The sequence below is a fragment of the Micromonospora sp. NPDC007208 genome (assembly GCF_042869175.1).
GTDB lineage: Bacteria > Actinomycetota > Actinomycetes > Mycobacteriales > Micromonosporaceae > Micromonospora > Micromonospora foliorum.
This window is the reverse complement of record NZ_JBIAFG010000001.1, coordinates 403,160-425,004: the sequence shown is the minus strand read 5'-3', so window position 1 is coordinate 425,004 and position 21,845 is coordinate 403,160. Positions and strand designations below refer to the sequence as shown.

19 protein-coding genes and 1 pseudogene are annotated in these 21,845 nt (G+C 72.5%); 7 read left to right on the top strand and 13 right to left on the bottom strand.

Annotation, left to right across the window (positions count from 1 at the left end):
* Window positions 1-36: 36 nt before the first annotated feature.
* From ACFYL6_RS01750 to ACFYL6_RS01715, 8 genes are all read right to left on the bottom strand, one after another.
* On the bottom strand, window positions 37-588 hold the full coding sequence (locus ACFYL6_RS01750; RefSeq protein WP_387166110.1) for a DinB family protein: 552 nt from the start codon (window positions 586-588) through the stop codon (window positions 37-39).
* A 39-nt stretch (window positions 589-627) separates the two neighbouring features.
* The gene (locus ACFYL6_RS01745; protein WP_387166108.1) at window positions 628-1,371 is read right to left on the bottom strand and encodes a RibD family protein; all 744 of its coding nucleotides are present in this window, start codon (window positions 1,369-1,371) and stop codon (window positions 628-630) included.
* Window positions 1,368-2,054, bottom strand: coding sequence for a GTP cyclohydrolase II (gene ribA, locus ACFYL6_RS01740; protein WP_387166106.1), 687 nt, complete (start codon window positions 2,052-2,054; stop codon window positions 1,368-1,370). Before ribA ends, ACFYL6_RS01745 begins: the two co-directional genes overlap by 4 nt.
* Before the next feature lie 58 nt (window positions 2,055-2,112).
* Window positions 2,113-3,051: a YbhN family protein gene (locus ACFYL6_RS01735; protein ID WP_387166104.1), complete on the bottom strand. Its 939-nt coding sequence runs from the start codon at window positions 3,049-3,051 to the stop codon at window positions 2,113-2,115.
* A gap of 66 nt (window positions 3,052-3,117) precedes the next feature.
* Window positions 3,118-3,936 (bottom strand): class I SAM-dependent methyltransferase, encoded by an 819-nt coding sequence (locus tag ACFYL6_RS01730; RefSeq protein WP_387166102.1) that lies wholly within the window; start codon window positions 3,934-3,936, stop codon window positions 3,118-3,120.
* Window positions 3,933-4,979: a glycosyltransferase family 4 protein gene (locus tag ACFYL6_RS01725; protein ID WP_387166100.1), complete on the bottom strand. Its 1,047-nt coding sequence runs from the start codon at window positions 4,977-4,979 to the stop codon at window positions 3,933-3,935. The genes ACFYL6_RS01730 and ACFYL6_RS01725 overlap by 4 nt, the downstream gene beginning before the upstream one ends.
* Window positions 4,976-5,374 (bottom strand): 6-carboxytetrahydropterin synthase, encoded by a 399-nt coding sequence (locus tag ACFYL6_RS01720; RefSeq protein WP_196926417.1) that lies wholly within the window; start codon window positions 5,372-5,374, stop codon window positions 4,976-4,978. The genes ACFYL6_RS01725 and ACFYL6_RS01720 overlap by 4 nt, the downstream gene beginning before the upstream one ends.
* Before the next feature lie 2 nt (window positions 5,375-5,376).
* The gene (locus ACFYL6_RS01715) at window positions 5,377-6,360 is read right to left on the bottom strand and encodes a zinc-binding alcohol dehydrogenase (RefSeq protein WP_387166098.1); all 984 of its coding nucleotides are present in this window, start codon (window positions 6,358-6,360) and stop codon (window positions 5,377-5,379) included.
* A 200-nt stretch (window positions 6,361-6,560) separates the two neighbouring features.
* Here ACFYL6_RS01715 and ACFYL6_RS01710 point away from each other — a divergent pair.
* Window positions 6,561-7,898: pseudogene (locus tag ACFYL6_RS01710) on the top strand (choice-of-anchor A family protein); the annotation flags it as partial.
* 1,959 nt (window positions 7,899-9,857) lie between these two features.
* On the top strand, window positions 9,858-11,411 hold the full coding sequence (locus ACFYL6_RS01705) for a hypothetical protein (RefSeq protein WP_387166816.1): 1,554 nt from the start codon (window positions 9,858-9,860) through the stop codon (window positions 11,409-11,411).
* Between the two features lie 187 nt (window positions 11,412-11,598).
* Here ACFYL6_RS01705 and ACFYL6_RS01700 read toward each other — a convergent pair whose 3' ends face one another.
* Window positions 11,599-12,195, bottom strand: a complete 597-nt coding sequence (locus ACFYL6_RS01700; RefSeq protein WP_112725068.1) for a helix-turn-helix transcriptional regulator — start codon at window positions 12,193-12,195, stop codon at window positions 11,599-11,601.
* Window positions 12,196-12,271: 76 nt separating this feature from the next.
* Here ACFYL6_RS01700 and ACFYL6_RS01695 point away from each other — a divergent pair, with 76 nt between their 5' ends.
* The gene (locus tag ACFYL6_RS01695) at window positions 12,272-13,846 is read left to right on the top strand and encodes an FAD-dependent oxidoreductase (protein WP_387166096.1); all 1,575 of its coding nucleotides are present in this window, start codon (window positions 12,272-12,274) and stop codon (window positions 13,844-13,846) included.
* Between the two features lie 271 nt (window positions 13,847-14,117).
* Window positions 14,118-15,884, top strand: a complete 1,767-nt coding sequence (locus tag ACFYL6_RS01690) for a hypothetical protein (protein WP_387166094.1) — start codon at window positions 14,118-14,120, stop codon at window positions 15,882-15,884.
* Window positions 15,885-15,969: 85 nt separating this feature from the next.
* On the opposite strand, the gene ACFYL6_RS01685 is transcribed toward ACFYL6_RS01690, so the two are convergent.
* A complete protein-coding gene (locus ACFYL6_RS01685) occupies window positions 15,970-16,443 on the bottom strand; it encodes a hypothetical protein (protein ID WP_387166092.1) in 474 nt (157 codons plus the stop codon).
* A gap of 262 nt (window positions 16,444-16,705) precedes the next feature.
* On the opposite strand from ACFYL6_RS01685, the gene ACFYL6_RS01680 reads away from it, so the two are divergent.
* The 3 genes from ACFYL6_RS01680 to ACFYL6_RS01670 all read left to right on the top strand — a co-directional run bounded on the left by ACFYL6_RS01680 (window position 16,706) and on the right by ACFYL6_RS01670 (window position 19,210).
* Window positions 16,706-18,100, top strand: coding sequence for a dihydrolipoyl dehydrogenase family protein (locus ACFYL6_RS01680; protein ID WP_387166090.1), 1,395 nt, complete (start codon window positions 16,706-16,708; stop codon window positions 18,098-18,100).
* Window positions 18,101-18,176: 76 nt separating this feature from the next.
* Window positions 18,177-18,875 (top strand): hypothetical protein, encoded by a 699-nt coding sequence (locus ACFYL6_RS01675; RefSeq protein ID WP_387166088.1) that lies wholly within the window; start codon window positions 18,177-18,179, stop codon window positions 18,873-18,875.
* A complete protein-coding gene (locus tag ACFYL6_RS01670; protein ID WP_387166086.1) occupies window positions 18,872-19,210 on the top strand; it encodes a transcriptional regulator in 339 nt (112 codons plus the stop codon). Before ACFYL6_RS01675 ends, ACFYL6_RS01670 begins: the two co-directional genes overlap by 4 nt.
* A 7-nt stretch (window positions 19,211-19,217) precedes the next feature.
* Here the strand turns inward: ACFYL6_RS01670 and ACFYL6_RS01665 are convergent, their stop codons facing one another.
* Genes ACFYL6_RS01665 through ACFYL6_RS01655 form a run of 3 tightly spaced genes read right to left on the bottom strand, consistent with a single transcriptional unit; the run spans window position 19,218 to window position 21,844 of the window.
* On the bottom strand, window positions 19,218-19,985 hold the full coding sequence (locus ACFYL6_RS01665; protein ID WP_387166084.1) for a nucleotidyltransferase domain-containing protein: 768 nt from the start codon (window positions 19,983-19,985) through the stop codon (window positions 19,218-19,220).
* Between the two features lie 36 nt (window positions 19,986-20,021).
* Entirely contained in the window at window positions 20,022-21,362 is a 1,341-nt protein-coding gene (locus ACFYL6_RS01660) for a hypothetical protein (protein WP_387166082.1), read from the bottom strand.
* A gap of 5 nt (window positions 21,363-21,367) precedes the next feature.
* Window positions 21,368-21,844, bottom strand: coding sequence for a hypothetical protein (locus ACFYL6_RS01655; RefSeq protein WP_387166080.1), 477 nt, complete (start codon window positions 21,842-21,844; stop codon window positions 21,368-21,370).
* Window position 21,845: the final 1 nt, after the last annotated feature.

Sequence of the window (21,845 nt, the reverse complement as noted above, 5' to 3'; positions counted from 1 at the left end):
GTCGGCGGCCCCGGTCAACGCCTCCTCGGCGTCGGCCTACGGTCGAGCGGCCGGGCCGTCCCGATCGGTCCGTGCCGCGCGGAGCAGCCGGAGCTGACCGATCTCCGCGACGTTCTTCATCAGCTCGGCGTTGACCCAACCGATCGTGTGCGTGACGGTGTGGTCGGTTCCGTCGGGCCAGGGGAACGTCGCGATGCGGTCGAGGTCGCTGTCGCTGAGCTGGTCGAGGAGACCCAGCCATTCGGTGCGCAGGCCACGCAGCCAGGCGACACTCGGCTCGCCCGCGCCCGGCCAGGCGACGGCCGTGCGTTGCCGCGCCGATCCACCCCGGAGATGGTCCATCGTCACGGTCCACCACCAGCCGACGTGCCAGGTGAGCCAGCCGATCGTCGGCGCCGGAACCGGGTCGGGCTCGGTGTCGGCCCAGTCCGGGGTCCAGGTGCCATCCGCGCTCTGCCGCACCGTCCAGCAGTGGGTGGCCGGCTCCCAGAGGAAGTCAGCGGGATCGAGTCGCTCCAGGTGGTACTCGAACAGCGACCACGCCAGGTCGAACTGCCAGCGCAAAAGGGCCAGGGGCGCTACAGACATCCGGGAATCCTCCCGGAACCCACGCCCACCGTCCACAAATTAACCCCCACCTCCCAGGCCTCCAGGGCGGGTGGGCGGGTTGGTGGGGCAGCGGGTGGAGAGGGCGTAGCGGAGCAGGACCACGTCGCCGATCTGGCGGGCCTCGGCCAGGCGGGCGCGGCGACCTGGGTGCCAGGGGAAGCGCCCCTCACCGACGAACCGGGGCGCCCGGCCGTCGCCGACGAAGAACGGGGCGACCACCAGGTGCAGTTCGTCGGCGAGACCGGCGGCGAGGAACTGGGCGTGCACGGTCCCGCCGCCCTCCACCATCAACCGCTGTACGCCCCGCGCGGCCAGGTCGGTCAGCACCCAGGCCGGGTCGACCGGCTCACCCGCGTCGATGACGGTGGCCAGTCGGCCGACCCGTTCCTGGGTCTTCTCCCGCGCGCCCGTGGCGCAGTAGACGAGCCGGGCCGGATCACCGGCGGTGAAGAAGCGGGCGGTGGGGTCGAGGTCACCCCGGGCGGTCAGGGTGACCTTGGTGGGCGAGGCGGGCCGGCCGGCCGCCACCCGCTCGTCCCGGCGACCCGGGGAGCGCACCAGCAGCCGGGGGTCGTCACGTCGGACGGTGCCGGCGCCGACCAGGATGGCGTCACAGCTGGCCCGGACCGCGTCGACGCGGTCCAGGTCCTCCTCGTTGGACAGCAGCAACCGCTGCTCGGAGGCGTCGTCGATGTACCCGTCGATGGAGGTGGCACAACTCAGCAGCACGTACGGCCGCGTCGGCTCCGGCCGCGAACTCATCGGGGCCGCTCAGAAGGACGACCCGCCAGCGCGTCCGCCGCCTCGGCTGCCTCGACCTCCGCGGCCTTGGCCGCCTTGGCCGCCAGGTAGTCGGCGTTGGCCGGGGAGAGGAAGACGCTGGTGAGCACCCGTTCGGCCACGTCCACGCCCAGCCGGGTCAACTGCTCGGCCTTGTCCGGGTTGCTGCTCAGCAGTCGGACCCGCGGCACGCCCAACGTGGCCAGCATCTGCGCCGCGGCGGTGTAGTCCCGCTCGTCCTCGCCCCGGCCCAGCGCCACGTTGGCCTCGTAGGTGTCCAACCCGGCGTCCTGCAACGCGTACGCGTCGAGTTTGGCGTACAGGCCGATGCCACGGCCCTCCTGTCGGAGGTAGAGCAGAAAACCGCCGGTCTCGGCGATCCGCTGCACCGCCTCACGCAGTTGCGGCCCGCAGTCGCAGCGTTGGCTGCCGAACACGTCGCCGGTCAGGCACTCGCTGTGCGGACGGACCAGCGGGGCTTCTCCCCCGGCGGCGAGCCGGTCCAGGGCGCCCGCCCAGTCGCCGAGGCCGAGGGCCAGGTGCTCCCGACCGTCCACCAGGCCCTTGAAGGTGAACACCCGGGCGGTCGTGGTGTAGCCGTCCGGGAACGCCAGCGGCACCGTGACCTGCGTGCGGATCGTGGCAACCGGCAATGCTTCGGGCATGGGACTCCTTTGTCCGGCGTCACCATCCTCCGGTGACGCGTACCGTCTCACAACCGACTCAACAGTCGCCGCCGGAGGCGGCTTCCCGGGCGGCGACCGGAATTCGACGCCGGCGGGCGAGCAGCACGGCGGCCCCGGGCAGGCTGGCCACCAACACCAGAGCGCCGTAGACGGTGGCGGTGGCGACGCCCTCGGCCGCGCTGAGGCCGGCCGCGCCGAACACCCACGCCGCCACCCCCTCGCGCGGTCCGAAGCCGGCCACGTTCAACGGCAGGCCCATGGCGAGCAGGGCGAGCAGCGTCAAGGGCAGCAGTCGGGACAGCGGGGCGTCCGATCCGGCGGTACGCGCCGCCACCAGGAAGGTGGCCAGGTGACCGGCGACCATCACGGCCGAGGCGACAAGGACACCGAACCAGGTGCGCCGCGCCAGCAGCCCCGAGCGCACGTCCGCCACGGCGGTACGCAGTGCCGTCGCCCAGCGCGAGCCACCGCCGTTGGGAAGGAGCCGGGCCAGCAGCACGGCGGCCAGCCCGCCGGCGACGAGCAGCGCGGCGGCGACCGGCAGGTACGGCCGCACCGGGGACGGGAAGGCCGCGAGCACCACCAGCGCGACTCCGAGCAGGACCACCTGCCCGGCGGTACGCTCCCAGACCACCGCGCGGATGCCGCGGCTGACGTCACCGGCGTCGCGGCCGTGGCGTACCGCCCGGTGCACGTCGCCGAGCACGCCGCCGGGCAGGGTGGCGTTGAGGAACACGGCCCGGTAGCAGTGCGCCACGGCGGTCGCCAGTGGCAGGCGGACGCCGAGGCCCCCGGCGACCAGGCTCCACCGCCACGCCGCGCAGACCGTGGTGAGCACCCCGATGACCAGCGCCGCTGCCAACGCCGGCGCGTCGATCAGTCGTACTCCGGCGAGGAACGGGCCGCTGCCCACCTGCCACAGCAGGACGGCGAGCAGACCCACCCCGCCGACCACTCGTGCCCAGGCCCAGAACATCGGCGCCGGCCCTCCCCTTGAAGATCGTCCACTTGCCCTAGTGCACGTACCCAGGGCGTGAACGGTTCATCCACCGGCGAGGAGGTCACTGTGTTCGACCAGCACGGTGAGTCGGCCGGCCGCCGCGTCGGCCAACCGACGTCGGGCGTACGCCTGGGCGGGGCCGGCCAGGTCGGGGCGCTGTTCGCAGGCCGCCCCGAGCCACCCCCGGAACCACTCGGCGGCCAGGTCGGCCTGCTCCGGGCCGAGACGCCACGGGCTGGGCCGTTCCCGCACGTCGACGCCGCGTCGGGCGAACGCGGCGGCGGTGGCGGCGGCGGCATCCGGGCCGAGCAGACGCCGGCCCTCGACGGTACGCCGCTGGTGGTCGTTGAACGCGGCTTCGACCGCCTCGTCCAGCGGGTCGGCCGGGGTGAACCGGACCCGCCCGGTCACCGAGACGGCGAACAGGGCGGGCCGGCCGACGCAGGCGGCCACCACCCGTTCGATCTCCTCGGCGGTGAGCATGTCCAGCAGCGCGGACGCGGTGACCAGGGAAGCGTCGGCGAGATCGGCGGCGGTCAGCCGGGTGAGGTCACCGCAGCGGGTCTGGACGGTGACCGGGGCGCCGTCGGCGGCGGTCACCCCGCTCATGCCCTCGGCGGCACGGGCCAGCAGGTCGGCGTCCCGGTCGTGCAGCACCCAGTGCTGTGCTCCGGGCAGTCGGGTGGCCAGCCAACGACTCATCGAGCCGGTGCCGCTGCCCAGGTCGTGGATCACCGTCGGGGTGTGCCCGGTCAGCCGGGCCCGGACGGCGTCGAGCAGGTCCTCGGCGCGCGCCGCCGCGTCGGCCGGCTCACGCAACCGCAGCCAGTCCGCGAACGGCAAAGTCTCCTCGGCGGTCATCCCGCCACCTCCTTCAGCACGCCGGCCAGCAGCGCGGTGGTCACCGGCCAGTCGGTCAGGGTGTCGCGCCGGGCGAGAGCGGCACGCCGCAGCCGGGCGCGTAGCGCGTCGTCGTCCAGCCAGCGGAGCAGCGCGGCGGCCAGCGCCGCCGGGTCACCGGGCGGGACCAGCAGTCCTGGGCGGTCACCGTCGGGCGCGTGACCGAGCGTCTCCGGCAACCCGCCCACGTCGGTGGTCACCACCGGCAGGCCGCGGGCCAGCGCCTCGGTGACGACCATGCCGTACGTCTCGCCTCTGGACGGCAGCACCAACAGGTCGGCGGCGGCGTACGCGTCGTCCAACGCCGCGCCGGTCAGCGGGCCGACCAGCCGTACCCGCTCGGTGAGGCCCGCCCCGGTCAACCGGTCGCGCAGCCGGTGCACCAGGTCCGGTTCCCGGGCCAGCGTGCCCGCACAGACCATCGTCCAGGACCGGCCGACAAGCGTGGCCAAGGCGTCGACCAGCACGTCGTACCCCTTGTGGTGGGTGACCGCCGCGACGCAGAGCAACCGGTCGCCGGTCGCCGAGCCGCCCGCGGTCGGCGCGGGCCGCACCCCGGGCGGCGCGGCCCGGACCCGGCCGGCGAGCGTGGGGTGACGGGCCAGCAGGGCGCGGCGGGTCCACTCGCTGGTGGTGACGACGGCCCGGGCGGTGGCCAGCGCGCGTGCCTCCGCCTCGTCGTCCAGCGGCAGGTGCACCAGGACCACCAGGCGCAGCCGACGGGCGTGCGGGGCGAGCAGGTCGGGCACGGTCGAGGCGATCAGGCCGTCGATGAGCACCACGGCGTCGTCGGGCGCGGCGGCGAGCACCCCGCCCAGCGTCGCCCGGTCGGCCGGGTCGGGGTGCGGCCACGTGCCGGGCACCGGATGCTCGTGGACCGACCAGCCGCGCTCGCCCAACCCCGCGCAGACCCGGCGGTCGTAGGAGTTGCCGCCGCTGGGTGTGGCCGGGTCGTCGATGTCACCGGGCAGGACGACGTGCACCGCCCGGCCCGCATCGGTCACAACGACCGCTCGTAGCTCGCCCAGGCGATGTGCGACTCGTGCAGGGTGACAGTGATGCCGGTCAGGTCGCGGGCCCCCGCGCCCAGCTCACCGGCGTGCACCCGCTCGACCAGTCGGTCCGCGACCGTCCGGGCCAGCACCTCCGTGGTGGTGTTCACCCCGGCGAAGGCCGCCTCGTCGTCGAGGTTGCGGTAGGTCAGCTCGCCCAGCACGGCCCGCAGTTGCTCGGTGGCCAGGCCGATGTCCACCACGATCCCGTCGGCGTCCAGGTCGGGCCGGCGGAACGTCGCGTCCACCACGAACGTCGCGCCGTGCAGGCGTTGGGCGGGCCCGAACACCTCGCCTCGGAAACTGTGGGCGATCATCATGTGGTCCCGCACGGTCACGCTGAACACGGTCACTCTCCGTCGTCGTAGGTGATGAGGTGGCAGAGGGCGGGCAGGTCACCCGAGGTCAGTTTGGCGAGTACGTCGGGCAGTTCCGCGAAGCGGGACGCGCCGGTGATCAGCGCGTCGAAGGCCGGGTCGTCGAGCAGGTCCAGGGCGAGCGCCAGTCGGTCGGCGTAACTGCGCCGTCCCCGTCGGGCGGGTGCCACCATGCCGACCTGACTGCTGCGCACGGTGAGTCGACCGGAGTGGAAGGCGCCGCCCAACGACACCTGCACCGGGCGGTCGCCGTACCAGCTCAGCTCGATGACCGTGCCCTCCGGGGCGAGCAGGTCCAGCGACTGTTGCAGGCCGGCGGCGGTGGCGCTGGCGTGCACGACCAGGTCCCGGTCACCGCGGGCGTCGGCCGGGTGGGCGAAGTCGACGCCGAGGGCCCCGGCCACACCGGCCCGGCGCGCGTCGGTGTCGACCAACTCGACGTGTACGCCGGGGAACCGGGCCAGCAGCGCCGCGACACAGCAGCCCACCATGCCCGCGCCGATCACGGTGACCCGGTCACCGACCAGCGGCGCGGCGTCCCACAGCGCGTTGACGGCGGTCTCCACCGTGCCGGCGAGGACCGCTCGGGCGGCCGGCACCCCCTCCGGCACCGGCACCACCGCACTCAGCGGCACGACGTACGCGCTCTGGTGCGGGTGCAGGCAGAACACCGTCCGCCCGAGCAGCTCCGGTGGGCCCTGCTCGACCACACCGACGCTGAGGTAGCCGTACTTCACCGGGCCGGGAAAGTCGCCCTCCTGAAACGGTGCGCGCATGGTGGCGTACTGGTCGGTGGGCACCCGGCCGGCGAAGACAAGCGTCTCGGTGCCCCGGCTGACACCGGAGTAACTGGCCCGGACCAGCACCTCGTCGGGGCCCGGGGCGGCCAGCGACACCGGCCGGATCTCGGCCACGCCGGGTTCACGCACCCAGCAGGCGTACGCCTCGCGGATCACCGTCGCGCACCTCACCTCTGCTCCGGGCCGGACCGATCGGCCACCTCGGGGTCCCCGGTCGGGGTTGTCGATCATAAACACGGAGGTACGGCGCGCACAGTTCGAAGCCCACCCAGCAGAACTGCGATTCGGACAAATACGACATAAGATGGTTTTGCCTCGATAGGCTCCTCTGGCACATTCGAACCAACGGGGGCGTGATGAGGATTTCGTGGTGGGGTAGCCGCAGGTCACGGGCGGCGGCGCTGTCCGCCGTCGCGGGCGTGCTGGCGGTCAACGGTCTGCTGGTGCCGGCGCCCGTCGCGCCCACCCCGACCAATCCGGTCCTGGCCGCCGTGGACGAGGCCATCGGACCGGTCGACCCGGTCGCCGAGGCGCTGAGCTTCGGCGTGATGACCGAGGGCAACGCCACGGTGAACAACGACGAGAACGAGGGAACCCTCGCCGTCGGCGGCGATCTCACCTTCGGCACCTACCAGCTCGCCGGGGCGACCGCCGGGTCGTTCGTGGTGCCCGGCGACGCCAACCCCAGCGCCCTGGTCGTGGGTGGACAGGTCAACTTCGCCGGCAGCGTCGGCGGTAGCCGCCTCCAGGTGCTCTCCAACGGCTACGCCAAGGTCGGCAACCTGACCGGCGCCTTCGTCCGCAACACCGACAACAACGGCGCCCAGGTCAACACGCGGATCCTGCCGGCGAACGACTACGACGCCTCGCCTCGGGTGGAGCTGGTGACCCGGCAGCCGGTGGCCAGCGTCGGCCCGACCTCGCCGATCAACTTCGCCAGCGCGTTCGCCGCCTTCCGGGACACCACGGCAGGCCTGGCCACCTGCGACAACACGGTGGTGCTGCGGACGCCGAACGGTGACCTGCTGCCCCGCCCGATCCCGCCGGGCAGCAACGCCGTCGTCACGTTGACCCCGGGCGTGACCAACGTGCTCAACCTGACCGCCGCCGACCTGGCCAACATCCAGGTTCTGACCTTCGCGAGCCAGCCGACCGCCGACACGCCGCTGCTGGTCAACGTGGACACCAGCGGCGTCGGCAACACGTTCGCCTGGACCGCCCCGAACTTCGCCGGAATCGGCGGCCCACAGGCGCGCTACATCCTGTTCAACTTCCCGACCGCCACCGCGCTCACCCTCACCCCGAACGCCGCCACCGTCGAGGGCACCATCTACGCCCCCAACGCCAGCCTCACCGACCTCTCCTCCAGCAACACCGAGGGCAGCGTCATCACCCGTACGCTGGACCACCGCGGCGGCGAGATCCACTACTTCCCGTTCAGCACCACCCTGTCCTGCGCGGGCGCCACCCCGGCCGACATCGCCCTGATCAAGTCGTCGACCACCACGCTGATCACCAGCGTCGGTCAGCAGGTGCCGTACTCGTTCCACGTGGTCAACACCGGCGGCGTCCCACTGACCAACATCTCCGTCACCGACGTACAGACCCCGCCGTCGTCGAACACCAACCTCGGTCCGATCACCTGCGCCGCCACCACCCTCGCGCCCGGCGCGCAGACCGCCTGCACGGCCACCTACACCGTCACCCAGGCCGACCTCGACAACAACGGCGTCACCAACGTCGCCACCGCAACGGGCAGCCCACCCACCGGTCCACCGGTCGTCTCCGACCCGAGCACCCTGACCATCCCGGCGCAGGTGCTCGCCGCCGCCGTCACGGTGGTGAAGTCGTCCACCACCACGTCGATCACGACGGTCGGGCAGCAGGTGCCGTACCGGTTCCTGGTCGCCAACACCGGCGGCCTGACCCTGAGCAACGTGGCCGTCACCGACGTGCAGACACCGCCGTCGTCCAACACCAACCTCGGTCCGATCACCTGCGCCGCCACCACCCTCGCGCCCGGCGCGAGCACCGTCTGCACCGCCACCTACACCGTCACCCAGGCCGACCTGGACAACGACGGCGTGACAAACGTCGCCACCGCGCGGGGCACCCCGCCGGGCGGTGGTACGCCGGTCACCTCACCGCCGTCGACGCTGACCATTCCCGAGGCCGGTCTGATCGCGGCGATCGCCATCCTGAAGACCTCGACCACCACGTCGATCACCACGGTCGGGCAACAGGTGCCGTACCAGTTCCACCTGCTGAACATCGGCGGATTCACCCTGACCGGCGTGAACGTGACCGACGTGCAGACACCGCCGTCGTCCAACGCGAACCTCGGCCCAATCACCTGCGCCGCTACCACCCTCGCGCCTGGCGCGCAGACCCTGTGCACCGCCACCTACACGGTCACGCAAGCCGACCTGGACAACGACGGCGTCACCAACGTCGCCACCGCGCACGGCACACCGCCCGGCGGCACCCCGGTCGACTCGACGCCCTCGACACTGACCATTCCGGAGACCGGCCTGGCCGCCTCCATCGCGATCCTGAAGACCTCCACCACCACGTCGATCACCACGGTCGGGCAACAGGTCCCGTACCAGTTCCACGTCGTCAACACCGGCGGGTTCACCCTCACCGGCGTGACCGTCACCGACGTGCAGACACCGCCGTCGTCCAACACCGACCTCGGCCCAATCACCTGCGCCGCCACCACCCTCGCGCCCGGCGCGCAGACCCTGTGCACCGCCACCTACACGGTCACGCAGGCCGACCTGGACTTCGGCTCGGTCCGGGACAGCGCGACCGCGCAGGGCACACCACCCGGCGGCCGGCCGCCCGTACAGTCGCCGCCGGCGACCCTGACGATTCCGAGCGACGTGGTCGTCCCCGGCATCGCCCTGGTGAAGTCGTCGACCACCACCTCGATCACGGCGGTCGGGCAGCAGGTGCCGTACCGGTTCCTGGTCGCCAACACCGGCGGCGTGACGCTCAACGACGTGAACGTGACCGACGTGCAGACACCGCCGTCGTCCAACGCCGACCTCGGCCCGATCACCTGCGCGGCCACCACCCTCGCACCGGGCGCGAACACCACCTGCACCGCCACCTACACCGTCACCCAGGCCGACCTCGACAACGACGAGGTCACCGACGTCGCCACCGCACACGGCACACCGGCCGGCAGTGACGACCCGATCGACTCGGCACCCTCGACGCTGACCATCCCGGCGGCCGACCTGATCCAGTCGATCTCCCTGCTGAAGTCGTCCACCACCGTCTCGATCAACACGGTCGGGCAGCAGGTGCCCTACCGGTTCCTGGTGGCCAACACCGGCACCGTGACGCTGTCCTCGGTGAACGTGACCGACGTGCAGACACCGCCGTCGTCCAACGCCGACCTCGGCCCGATCACCTGCGCGGCCACCACCCTCGCACCGGGCGCGAACACCACCTGCACCGCCACCTACACCGTCACCCAGGCCGACCTCGACAACGACGAGGTCACCGACGTCGCCACCGCACACGGCACACCGGCCGGCAGTGACACGCCGATCAACTCGACGCCGGCGACGCTCACCATTCCCGACGCGGGGATCGTCGCCGCGATCCAGGTCGTGAAGACCTCCACGACGGTGGCGATCAACATGGTCGGACAGCAGGTCCCGTACCGGTTCCAGGTGGTCAACACCGGTGGGCTCACGCTGACCAACGTCAACGTGACAGACGTGCAGACACCGCCCTCGTCGAACGCCAACCTGGGCCCGATCACCTGCGCCGCCACCACCCTCGCACCCGGCGCGAACACCACCTGCACCGCCACCTACACCGTCACCCAGGCCGACCTGGACAACAACGGCGTCACCGACCTCGCCACCGCACACGGCACACCGCCGGGCGGGGGTACGCCCGTCGACTCCCCGCCGTCGACACTGACCATCCCGGAGTCCGGCCTCGTCGCCAACATCGAGGTGATCAAGTCGACGACCACCGTGGCGATCACCGCGCCGGGCCAGCAGGTGCCCTACACCTTCCTGGTCGTCAACACCGGCGGCTTCACCCTCACCAACGTGACAGTCAACGACACCGTGCTGCCGCCGTCCGAGCGCGGTGTGCTCGGGCCGATCACCTGCGGTCCGCAGGACATCCCGAACGGCGCGGTGACATTGTCGCCGGGCGCCTCCATCCAGTGCCGGTCGACCTACACGGTGACCGCGGAGGACTTCACCGGCTCGTCGCTGCGCAACGTCGCCACGGCCACCGGCACGCCGCCGTTCGGGCCGCCGCCGGTCTCACCACCGTCGCCGGTGGACATCCCGATCCCGCACCCGGCGATCGCCATCACCAAGTCGGTGACGCCCACCGTGGTGTCCGCGGCCGGTGATGTGGTCACCTACCGGTTCGTGGTGAGCAACACCGGCACCACCACGCTCAGCGCGGTGACTGTCGACGAGACCGACTTCTCCGGCACCGGGACGCCCGGAGCGATCACCTGCGGCACCCCGCCGGTCGCCAACGGCACGGTCACGCTGGCCGCCGGGACGAGCATCACCTGCACGTCGACCTACGCGGTCACCGCGGCGGACATCGAGGCCGGTCGGATCACCAACACGGCCGTCGCCGCCGGTACGCCGCCGACCATCCCCGGCCAGGACCCGCCCACACCGGTACGCTCCGCGCCGGCCTCGGCCGAGGTGACGGCCACCCGGGGCGCGGCGATCACGGTGGTGAAGTCGAGTAGCACCGACAAGATCGTCCGACCGGGGCAGCACGTGCCGTTCCAGTTCGTGGTCACCAACACCGGTCAGGTGCCGCTGACCGGCGTGACGATCACCGACGCCCTGACCGCGCCGGCCTCGGCGGCCAACCTCGGCCCGATCACCTGCGGTCCGGAACGGACCCCGAACGGCGCCGTCACCCTCGCGGCCGGCACCGCCGTGACCTGCGCGGCGACGTACACGGTCAGCAAGGCGGACTACCACCACGGGTCGCTGCGCAACACCGCGACGGCGACCGGCACCCCGCCGGACGGCCCGGCGCCGGTCTCACCCGAGTCCACCATCACCATCCCGGTGAAGGGCAAGCTCCCGGTGACCGGCACGTCGTTCCCGGCCGGGCTCTGGATGGGTGCCGGCGTACTGGCGGTCCTCCTCGGCGCGGCGCTGCTGCTGGTCGTCCGGCAGCGCAGGCTCCGCGCCTAGCGCGGACCTGATTGCGGGGGTCGGACCGGAGGGGAACCGGTCCGGCCCTCGCGGCTGCCTCGGGGAAGCACTACCCGGCACCACCGACAACTCGACCTCGGCTCCGACCGCGGTCAACGTTGCGACAAGCTCTTCCCTCTGCCCCACCTGGCCCCCGGACCAGCGGACCGGGCAGAGTCAGGCTTGATCACTGCTGCTTGTCGGGCGTGGCGGGGCGGGCGCGGACGTGCAGCCGCTCCCCCTGCGGCCCGAAGAGACTGAGGGCTTCGGCGGTGCCGGGGCCGGGGTTGAAGAAGAGGTGCGGAACGCGGGTGTCGAACTCGGCCACCTCTCCCGGGGTCAGCGTCAGGTCCCGGTCGCCGAGCAGCAGGCGTAGCCGGCCGGAGAGCACGTAGAGCCACTCGTACCCCTCGTGGGCCTGCGGGATTCGGCCCCCGGCGGACGGGTCCGGCGGGAAGATCTGCTTGAACGCCTGGACACCGCCCGGTCGGCGGGTCAGCGGCAGATACGTCACGCCGTGGATGACGATCGGTTTGGGGCGTACCCGGGGGTCGCCGGTGGCGGGGGCGTCGACCAGTTCGTCGAGCGCCACCTGGTAGGCCCTCGCCAGCGGGAGCAGCAACTCCAGCGTGGGTCGACGACTACCGGACTCCAGCCGGGACAGGGTGCTCACCGAGATGCCGGTCAGGTCGGCGAGCTGGGTCAGCGTGGTCCCGCGTTGGTGACGCAGGGCACGCAGCCGGGGGCCGACGGCCGCCAGCGCGGCGCTGTCCTCGTTTGCCATAACGGCAAGGATAGTTGCCACCTTGCCGGCGGCGACGGATGGTGGGCGCAGCCGACGAAGCAAGAGGGAGATTCCGGTGGACGAGACATACGACGTGGTGGTGGTGGGCGGCGGCGCCGCAGGGCTCAGCGGAGCCCTGGCGTTGAGCCGGGCCCGACGGTCGGTGCTGGTGATCGACTCCGGTGAGCCGCGCAACGCGCCGGCCGACCGGATACACAACTACCTGGGCCGGGAGGGGACGCCGCCGGGTGAGCTGCTCGCGATCGGACGGGCCGAGGTGGCCGGGTACGGCGGGCAGTTCCGCACCGGGCGGGTGGAGGCCGCGACCCGGGACGACGACGGGTTCCGGCTGAACCTCGACGGCGGGGAGTCGGTGCGGGCCCGGCGGCTGCTGGTGACCACCGGCCTGACCGACGAGCTGCCCGACGTGCCGGGCCTGGCCCAGCGGTGGGGTCGCGACGTGCTGCACTGCCCGTACTGCCACGGCTGGGAGGTGCGGGACCGGCGAATCGGCGTCCTGGCGACCAGCCCGCTGAGCGTGCACCAGGCCGAGATGTGGCGACAGTGGAGCCCCAGCGTGTTGCTCCTGCTGCACGACGCCCCGGCACCCGACGCGGAGACCGCCGAGCGGCTCGCCGCCCGGAGCATCGCGGTGGTGCCCGGTCCGGTCGCCGCGGTGGAGGTGACCGACGACGCGCTGACCGGCGTAAGGCTCGCTGACGGCCGGGTGGTGGCGCTCGACGCGATCGTGGTGGCGACCCGGCTGACTCCTCGCGCCGACGTTCTGGTGGGGCTGGGTCTGGCCCCGGAGGAGGTGCTGATGGGTGAGCACGTCATCGGTGCCCAGATCCCGACCGACGCCACCGGCGCGACCACCGTCCCAGGGGTCTGGGTGGCGGGCAACGTGGCCGACATCCGTGGGCAGGTGATCACGTCCGCCGGGGCCGGTCTGACCGCGGCGGCGGCGATCAACGCCGATCTCATCGCCGAGGAGACCCGCGACGCGGTGGTCGCGTACCGGCAGTTGGTGGCCACCACGTTCGAGGAGCCGGCGTGGGAGGAGCGCTACCAGTCCCGCCCCTCGGTGTGGAGTGGCCGGCCGAACCCGCAGCTGGTCGCCGAGGTCACCGACCTGGCCCCGGGGCGCGCCCTGGACGTGGGCAGCGGCGAGGGCGCCGACGCGGTGTGGTTGGCCGAGCGCGGCTGGCAGGTGACCGCGGTGGACATCTCCAGCACGGCGCTGAGCCGGGCCGCCGCGCACGCCGAGACCGTCGGCGTGGGCGACCGGATCGAGTTCACCCACGCGGACCTGCGGGACAAGCCGCCCGCCGAGGAGGCGTACGACCTGGTGTCCGCGCAGTTCATGCACCTGCCCCCGGCGCAGCGGCGGGAGTTGTTCGGCCGGTTGGCCGCGGCGGTGGCACCCGGCGGCGTCCTGCTGATCGTCGGGCACCACCCGTCGGATCTGTGGGGGTCGGCGCACCGGATGCACATGCCGGACATGATGTACACCGCGCAGGACGTCGCCGCCGATCTGGAACCGGCCGACTGGGAGGTGCTGACGGCGGAGGAACGCTCCCGCCCCGCGACCAACCCCGACGGCGAAGACATCACCCTGCACGACGCGGTCCTGGTCGCCCGCCGACGCTGACCTGCTGACCTGCTGACCTGCTGACCTGCTGACCTGCTGACCTGCGTCGATCATGGACTTGTGCTGGATGACAAAGGTGGTGGAGCACCACCTTTCCGGCACCACGCGTCCATGATCGGCGCGGGAACGCGGGAACGCGGGGCGGCAACGTGAGAGGTGGTGGGGCAGGACTTCGCATGAGGTCCGCTCGGCGGTAGCGTTGCGCCACACTGACGGCCCGTGGGGCAGGCGACCGCCGACCCTGACGCCCCGATCGTACGGAGGATGGTGCATGTCCATCGGCGCTGAGCCGCACGCAGCACGCGACGATGCGGCCTCCCGGCCGAGCTTCGAGCTCGCCCTGCGCGGATACGACAAACGCCAGGTGGACCGGCACCTGGAGCAGCTCGACGGTCAGATCTCGATGCTGAGTGGAGAGCACGGGCGCTCCGCCGTCCGCGTCCGTGAACTGACCGCCGAGGTGCAGCGGCTGCGTGCCGAACTGGCCGAGCTTCAGGAGCAACCCGTGCAGGTGGACCGCGCCTCGTTCCACGATCTGGGCCCGATGGTCGGCGAGATCATGGCACTCGCCGAGAAGCAGGCCGGCATCATCACCGAGTCGGCCACCGACCGGGCGAACGAGCTGCGCAGCGAGTCCGAGCGGATTCTCGCCGACACCCGTGAGCGGGCCGCGCAGGCACGTCAGGATCTGGCCGAGGAGTTGGCCGCCCGGCGGGCCGAGCAGGAGCAGGCGCACGAGGAGCGGCGCACCCTGGCCGAGGCCGAGTTGACCGCGATCCGCGAGCACGCCGAGCAGTTGCGCGCCGACGGTGAGGCCGCGCACGAGCGCGCCCAGCACGAGGCCAAGCGGATCACCGAGCAGAGCGCGCAGCAGCTCAACCAGACCCGGGTCGCCGCCGACGCGCTGATGAAGTCGGCCCGTACCCAGATCCAGCAGGAACTCCAGTCGGCCCGCTCCAAGCACCAGCAGGAGATGGCCCAGTGGCAGGCCAGCGTGGAGCGAGAGGTCAACGAGCGGCGTACCGCCGCCGAGCAGGACATCGCCGAACAGCAGGCCGCCGCCGAGCAGGAGTTGGCCGAGCAGCGCAGCGCGACCGAGCAGCAGATCGCCGCGCTGCTGGCCGAGGCGCAGCAGCACGTGACCGAGCTGCGCAACCGCGCCGACGAGCAGGCCGCCAGTCACCAGCAGCAGCTCGCCGCCCTGCAGAAGGAGCTTGAGGAGCGCCGGCAGGAGGCCGCCGAGCTGCACGCCGAGCTGGACACCGGCCGCCAGCAGCTCGCCGAGATCCGCCAGGAGGGCGAGACGCTGGAGAACGAGCTGTCCCGGATGCAGCAGCGACTCAACGAGGTCCGCCGGGACCTGACCGCCGAGAGCGCCCGGCTGGACGAGGCCCGTCGGGCCGGCGACTCCGCCGAGCGGCACGCCAAGGAGGTCCGCGCCCGCGTACAGCGGGAGGCGAAGCGGGTGGCCGACCTCGCGGCCGCCGCGGTCATGGCCGCAGCCGCCGGTGGTACGGAGACCGCCGAGTACCCGATGGTCGGTTCCCGCTCCAGCGCCGACCGGCCCGCTCCCGAGCGGGTGGGCGTCGAACGGCTCAACGTCGACCGCTTCGGCGTCGACCGGCGCCCCGCGGAACGAGTCACCCTGGACGATGCGGACGCCGATCGCGCCACCCCCGACCGTGCCCCGCTCGACTCCGCACCTGCCGACCGCGCCCCGGTCGACAGTGGCCCTGCCGACCGGACGCAGGCCGAGAACGGCTACGCCGACCGGACGCCGGTCGACAGTGGCTATGCCGACCGGACCCCGGTCGAGGATGGCGACCGGGCCCCGGCCGAGCAGGCGAACGACGAGCACGGTGGCGCACCGGCAGTGGCGGACGAGTCGGCGACGTCCGACCGTGCGGCAGCCCGGGAGGTGAGCGCCGACGACGCCGAGCCGACCTTCCCTCGGCACATCGGCACGGACGCACCGACGCCCGTGCCGTTCCTGGCCTTCGGGCAGCCGGTCAGCGAGAACGGCGCCGCCCGACACTGACCTCAGCCGCGGTTGCACCCGGGCCCGGAGCGAGATCCGCACGGGCCCGGGCCGAGCGCCCGGTCGCCGGTCAACGACCAACCTCTCAAGAGGGAGGCTGGGTTGACCGATCGAGGTACCTCCGCAACTCGGCGACCTCATCGTCGGTGAGGACGGGCGCGAAGTCGAGGTGCTCGCTGGGATGGACGCCTGTGCCGGAGCCGGCCACCGTGACGAACCAGGCTCCCTCGTGGCCGAACCAGTGCGCCTGTCCGGCCGCTCCGAGGTCGATGGCGTCGTCCGGCGCGGCGGACTCACCCGCCGAGACGATTCGCACCCACTGCCCGTCGCGCGCGTACGGCGGCTGAGGGATCACCACGTCCAGGTGATCCTCGGCGATCCGCTCCGTCGGCACGCCGAACAAACGAGCGGCACCCTCGCGTGCCACAGTGCGCACCTCCCTCAGGCTGCCGGTGACGCCGACCAGCACCTCCCCCTCGGGTCCTGCTACCAGCACGGCGTACGAGCGGTCCGCCTCATGGCGGACCCGTGCACGGAACCGCAGCGGGATGTCAGGCATCCAACAATGATCCCGTACCGGGCTAGCCGCGTGGTGAGTCGACGCCCCGCCTCACCCCCGCCGATCTTGCAGTTTCGGTCGCCGAGATGCGCGGAATGCCCCCTTACGTCGGGACAGTAAGTGCAAGATCGCGGAGAGGGGGCGGCCCGGGCGGATTCTGCGCGGAACGGATCACCGTACCCGTCGGAGCTGGCAGGCTGGGCTGGCCGCCGCGCACCAGCGGAGGCCGCCGGCCCTGGCCGGTGACCGAGAGGAGCGCCCGGTGACCGACCAACCGGAGGAGTTCGACCTGCTCGTGGTTGGTGGCGGCAAGGCCGGCAAGACGTTGAGCATGGACGTCGCCCGGTCCGGGCAGCGGGTCGCCATGGTCGAGCGCGGCATGATCGGCGGCAGCTGCATCAACGTCGCGTGCATCCCGACGAAGGCGCTGGTGACCAGCGCGCGGGCCGCCCGTCAGCTGCGGGGCGCGTCGGCGCTCGGTCTTGCGGTGGAGGGCGGCCGGGTCGACGTGGACCTGTTGCGCGCGCACAAGCAGGACGTGGTCGAGGGGATGGTCGCCGCCAACCGGCAGCAGTTCCTCGACTCCGGCCTGCACCTGGTGATCGGCGAGGCCCGGTTCGTCGGCCCCCGGACCGTACGGGTGGCACTCGCCGACGGCGGCGAGCGACTGCTGCGCGGCAGCGACGTGGTGATCAACACGGGCACCCGCCCCCACCTGCCGTCGGTGCCCGGGATGGCCGAGGCCGGGGTGCTCACCAGCGACGAGCTGCTGCGCCTGGATCGGCTGCCGGCCCGGCTGGTGGTGCTCGGCGGCGGCACCGTCGGGGTGGAGTTCGCGCAGATGTTCGCGTCGTTCGGCAGCGCGGTGACCCTGGTCGAGGGTGGTCCACGGCTGCTCACCCGGGAGGATCCCGACGTCAGCGACGCGGTGATGCGCGTCTTCCTCGATGATGGCATCGACGTACGGGTGGGTGTGGCTGTCGCGCGGGTCGACCGGGAGACCGACGGCTCGCTCCGGGTGACGCTGGACGACGGCGGTGTGGTGATCGGGGACGACGTGCTGGTGGCGGCCGGCCGAGAACCGGTCACCGACGGGCTCGGCCTGGACGTGGCCGGCGTACGGCTCACCGAGCGGGGCTTCGTGGAGGTCGACGAGCACCTGCGCACCAGCGCCGAGCGCACCTGGGCGGCCGGGGACGTCGCCGGCAGCCCGCAGTTCACCCACGTCTCGTTGGACGACTACCGGATCATCCGGGCCAACCTCGCCGGAGGCCGGCGCAGCACCGCCGACCGGCTGATCCCGTACACCGTCTTCACCACCCCGGAGCTGGCACGGATCGGGCTGACCGAGACCGAGGCGCGCCACGCCGGGTACGACGTCCAGGTCGCCCACCTGCCGGTCGCCGCCATCCCCCGGGCACGCACCCTGCGTCAGACCCAGGGCGTGTGGAAGGCGGTCATCGACACCAGCACCGACCGGATCCTCGGCGCGGCGTTGCTCGGCGCCGAGGCCGGTGAGGTGATCACCTCCGTGCAGCTGGCCATGCTCGCCGGAATGCCGTGGACCGCCCTGCGGGACGCGGTCATCACCCACCCGACCATGACCGAGGGTCTCAACCTGCTCTTCGCCTCGCTCCAGGCCGGTCCGGTCCGTTGAGCCCGGTCTGTGCGGGTCGGCCCCCCAACCACAAAGGGCACTAGCGCAAACTGGTTTGTTATGGAAACCTATCTGCATGACTTCACAAACGTTCCCTGCCGGCGGTGACCCCCGCCGGCTCCTCACGGATCTGCGCGGCCTCACACGCCGCGTCCGAATTGCCCAGCGGGTCACGTGGTTACCGCTGCTCGTGCTGGCCCTGGTGACCTTCGGGGCGATTCCTGCCTACCTGTTCGGTGACCCGCACCTCAGCAACTGCCAGCCGATCGACGGGGCTCAGGTGTGCGAAGCATGGTTCCCGGTAGCGGAGTTCTACTGGCTGGCCGCCCTGGTCGGGGGGTACGTGGCGATCGCCGCCGGGTACATCCGAGTAGCCCGGGCCCGGGGGGTGGACGCTCGGGTGATGCCCTACGTCCTCACCGGTCTCACGCTGTTGGTGGTGATCGCCATCGCCGTCGCCGTCGGCGCTGCGGACTGGATCTTCGACGGACGGACGAACCTGCCGCCACCCGCCTTCGCCCAGGTACTGTTCCGGCTGCTCGGACCGGCCGGCGCGATCGGGGTGGCCCTGCTCGTGCTGGCCTGGCTGGAGCGGCACGTCGCGCTGTTGCTGTTTACCCTGCTGTACCTGGCCGTGGTGCTGGTGCCGATCGACCTCGGCTGGGAAGCCCGTAGCCAGTGGCAGTTCGTGCCGATGCTGGTCATCGGCGGCGGCGTGCTGTTGCTGGGCAGTGCCGGATTCGCCCTGGCGCAACACCGGCAGCGGTCCCGATGACCGATCCCGACGGGACCACGCCAGCACATCCCGTCACCGGCCTCGACGACCTGGTACACCAGCGGGTACGGCTCGGCATCCTCACCATCGTGCACGAGGCCCGGCGGGCGGAGTTCGGCTTTCTCCGTACCCAGTTGCAGCTGACCGCCGGCAACTTGTCCCAGCATCTCGGTGTCCTGGAATCGGCCGGTCTGGTCGAGGTCGAGAAGGGCTACGCCGGCCGACGTGGCCGGACCTGGGTCACGCTCACCGCGGCGGGCGACGTCGCGCTCACCGAGGAGATCGTGCGACTCAAGCAGCTTATCGCCCGCGTCGAGACGACGAACGGTGGGTAGCGACGGGCTACGCGGCGATCTCGTCGCGTACCCGTTGTTGGAAGGCGCGGGCCTGCGCCCCGGTGGGCGGCGGCCCGCCGTGCCGCGCGGCGACCGCCTGACGGATCACCTCGGCCCGGTCGCCGGCGTCGATCAGCCGTTGACCGGCGGCCACCTTCGCGAGCCAGACACCGTCGCGGTGGCGCACCAGCGACCGGCAGGCGCCGAGTACGGCGTCCTCGGTGCCGGGCGCGGGTTGGTCGTCCGGCGGGGTGGGCAGGGCCAGCCACCAGGTCAGGGCCTCGATGAGCAGCCGGCGCAGGTCGGCCGGGGCGAGGTCGGCGAAGACCTCCCCGGCTGGCGGCCCGAGCAGTGGAAGCCCACTCTGGTGCAGGATGCTGCGGTCGAGGCCGTACCAGAATCGGCCGTCGGCAACCGGGCGGTCGGCGGGGTCGAGGGTGCGCCGGAACGGCATGCCCGCCCCGGTGTTGAGTTCGACCTCGAAGCCCGGCTCGGGGGTGCCGGAGGCGGCGACCGCCCGGTCGTAGACGACCAGTTCCAGCCCGCGCGCGGGGCAGGGCAGCGCCTCGTGCCGCAGTCGGGCCACCAACGTCCGCTTGGCGGCCTCGGTGAGCGGCCCGGCGCTGAGTAGCGCCACGTCCACGTCGCTGCGGCCGGCCTGGTACGCCCCGAGCCCCACCGAACCGGCCGCGTAGGCGCCGACCAGGTCGGCGCCGAGCACGTCGCGGGCAGTGCCGACGAGGTCATCGAGGTAGCGCTGAAGATCGGAGTCCACGGGCCATCATGACGCACGGGTTGGGACCCGGCGGGACTACCCCGCGTAGAGCAGCAGCAGACCGGCGACGGTGTACGCGACCATCAGGGCCAGCAGGGGTAGTTGGCCGGCCACCGCCCGGGCCCGGGGGAACAGGTACAGGGCGCGGTCGTGGGCGAGCAGTGTGCCGAGCAGGTGCCCGAGGACGATGACGGTGATCTGCACGGACGCCACCCCGGAGGGCGTGACCAGCGCGGTCTGGGGCTCCCAGTCGGCGGTGCCGAGCCAGTTGGCGCCGGTGCCCAGCGGGTCGGAGAGCAACGCGACGGTGCGCTGGCCCTCCAGGATCAGCAGTGAGTAGTAGTGCGCCACCACGTACCCCACCGCGATCGGCACGATGGAGTGGGCGATCTCGCCCGGCACCGCGCGGGCGTCGGCCGCATCGGCGCGACCGATGCGCGCCGCCGCGCCGGTGGCGGCGAGGTACGCCACCGCGACGGCGGCGATGACGAGGCTCAGACCGGCGCTGCCGGTGACCGCCGGGTGCAGGCCGTTCTCCTGGCTGAAGCGCAACCAGCCCGGCGCGTTGGAGAGGCTGTCGTACATGGTCGAGCCGAGGAGCACGACCACGACGGCGACGAGTCCGGGGCGGGGTCGCAGGCCGGCGATCCCGTCGAGCGGGTTGCGCCACACCAGGATGCCGTCGGCGGCCCGGCCGAGCGGGGCGAGCTGACCGATCAGGGTGCTGTACGCCTCGAACGGGTCGGCGTGGTCGAACCAGCCGGCGCCGAACAGCACCGCGCCGGCCAGCAGGACCACCGCGTACCCGGCCAGCCAGGCGGTGATGACCGGCAGGGTGGCCCGGTCGGGGGCGACCAGTTCCAGCCAGACGAACCCGAACAGGGTGACGGCGGCCGGCCACCACCCGACGATGTCGGGCAGCTCGCGGAGCCCACGGTTCGGGTCGCGCCGGGTTGCCAGCACCGCCAGCAGGTGCACCGTACGCAGTGGGTTGACCGCCCGCCAGACCGGGCCGAGCAGTAGCGACAGCGGGGCCAGCCCGACCCAGAGCAGCACGTAGAGCGCGCCGGCGGTCGGGTTGTCCGCGGTGTCCGGCCCGCCCAGCAGACCGAGGCAGAACCAGGCGGCGGCGAGCAGGCCGAGCCCGCGCAGCGCCCACCGGAACGCGGGCCCGTCGACGAGTCGGGCGAGCCAGCGCGGCACCGGGCGACCGCCGGTGGCGTCCCGGTCGAGCCGGGGTTCGCGCCAGAGCAGGCCCAGCGCCACGAACGTGACGACGAGGGTCAGCGCGGCGGCGACGACGAGCTGCGGCAGCGTGATCGGCAGGTCCTGGCGGCCACCGACGCCGTGTGCCAGCAGCGTGGGAACGGCCGTCATGCCGCTCAGCGGACGACGAGCTGGAACAGCACCAGCTCGGACTCGTGCGTCTCCACCTCGAACAGCCCGGTCTTGTCGGCCCGGAACTCCACCGAGCCGGGCGTGCCGGCCGGCAGCCGGGCGCCGAGGTCGTAGCCGTGCACGTGCAACTCGTCGGCGACGTCGGAGGTGACCGTGATCCGGACCAGCTGGCCCTTACCGACAGTGACCCGTCCGGTTGGCGGGTCGACCCGCTTCTTAGCGATCGTCACGGTGATCTGTCGATCCACCGCGGCGGTGCTGGCCGAGGGGCTGGGCGTGCCGGTGGCCGTCGGGGTCGGTGCGGTGGGGGTGGCGCTCGGAGGCGCGGCGGACGTCGGGGCCGTCGAGGGGGTGGCCACGGAGGGGTCGTCGTCCTGCCCACAACCGGCGAGGAGCAGGGCGGCGAGGGCGGTGGCGGCGAGGGTGGCGGCGGTGCGGGCGGCGGGGGTACGGACGAGCACG

What these genes read in the sequence shown, in the direction of transcription:
- ACFYL6_RS01750 (WP_387166110.1), bottom strand. Translation starts at nt 588, where the DNA reads ATGTCTGTAGCGCCCCTGGCCCTTTTGCGCTGGCAGTTCGACCTGGCG.
- ACFYL6_RS01745 (WP_387166108.1), bottom strand. Translation starts at nt 1,371, where the DNA reads ATGAGTTCGCGGCCGGAGCCGACGCGGCCGTACGTGCTGCTGAGTTGT.
- ribA (WP_387166106.1), bottom strand. Translation starts at nt 2,054, where the DNA reads ATGCCCGAAGCATTGCCGGTTGCCACGATCCGCACGCAGGTCACGGTG.
- ACFYL6_RS01735 (WP_387166104.1), bottom strand. Translation starts at nt 3,051, where the DNA reads ATGTTCTGGGCCTGGGCACGAGTGGTCGGCGGGGTGGGTCTGCTCGCC.
- ACFYL6_RS01730 (WP_387166102.1), bottom strand. Translation starts at nt 3,936, where the DNA reads ATGACCGCCGAGGAGACTTTGCCGTTCGCGGACTGGCTGCGGTTGCGT.
- ACFYL6_RS01705 (WP_387166816.1), top strand. Translation starts at nt 9,858, where the DNA reads ATGGTCGGACAGCAGGTCCCGTACCGGTTCCAGGTGGTCAACACCGGT.
- ACFYL6_RS01700 (WP_112725068.1), bottom strand. Translation starts at nt 12,195, where the DNA reads ATGGCAAACGAGGACAGCGCCGCGCTGGCGGCCGTCGGCCCCCGGCTG.
- ACFYL6_RS01690 (WP_387166094.1), top strand. Translation starts at nt 14,118, where the DNA reads ATGTCCATCGGCGCTGAGCCGCACGCAGCACGCGACGATGCGGCCTCC.
- ACFYL6_RS01685 (WP_387166092.1), bottom strand. Translation starts at nt 16,443, where the DNA reads ATGCCTGACATCCCGCTGCGGTTCCGTGCACGGGTCCGCCATGAGGCG.
- ACFYL6_RS01675 (WP_387166088.1), top strand. Translation starts at nt 18,177, where the DNA reads ATGACTTCACAAACGTTCCCTGCCGGCGGTGACCCCCGCCGGCTCCTC.
- ACFYL6_RS01670 (WP_387166086.1), top strand. Translation starts at nt 18,872, where the DNA reads ATGACCGATCCCGACGGGACCACGCCAGCACATCCCGTCACCGGCCTC.
- ACFYL6_RS01660 (WP_387166082.1), bottom strand. Translation starts at nt 21,362, where the DNA reads ATGACGGCCGTTCCCACGCTGCTGGCACACGGCGTCGGTGGCCGCCAG.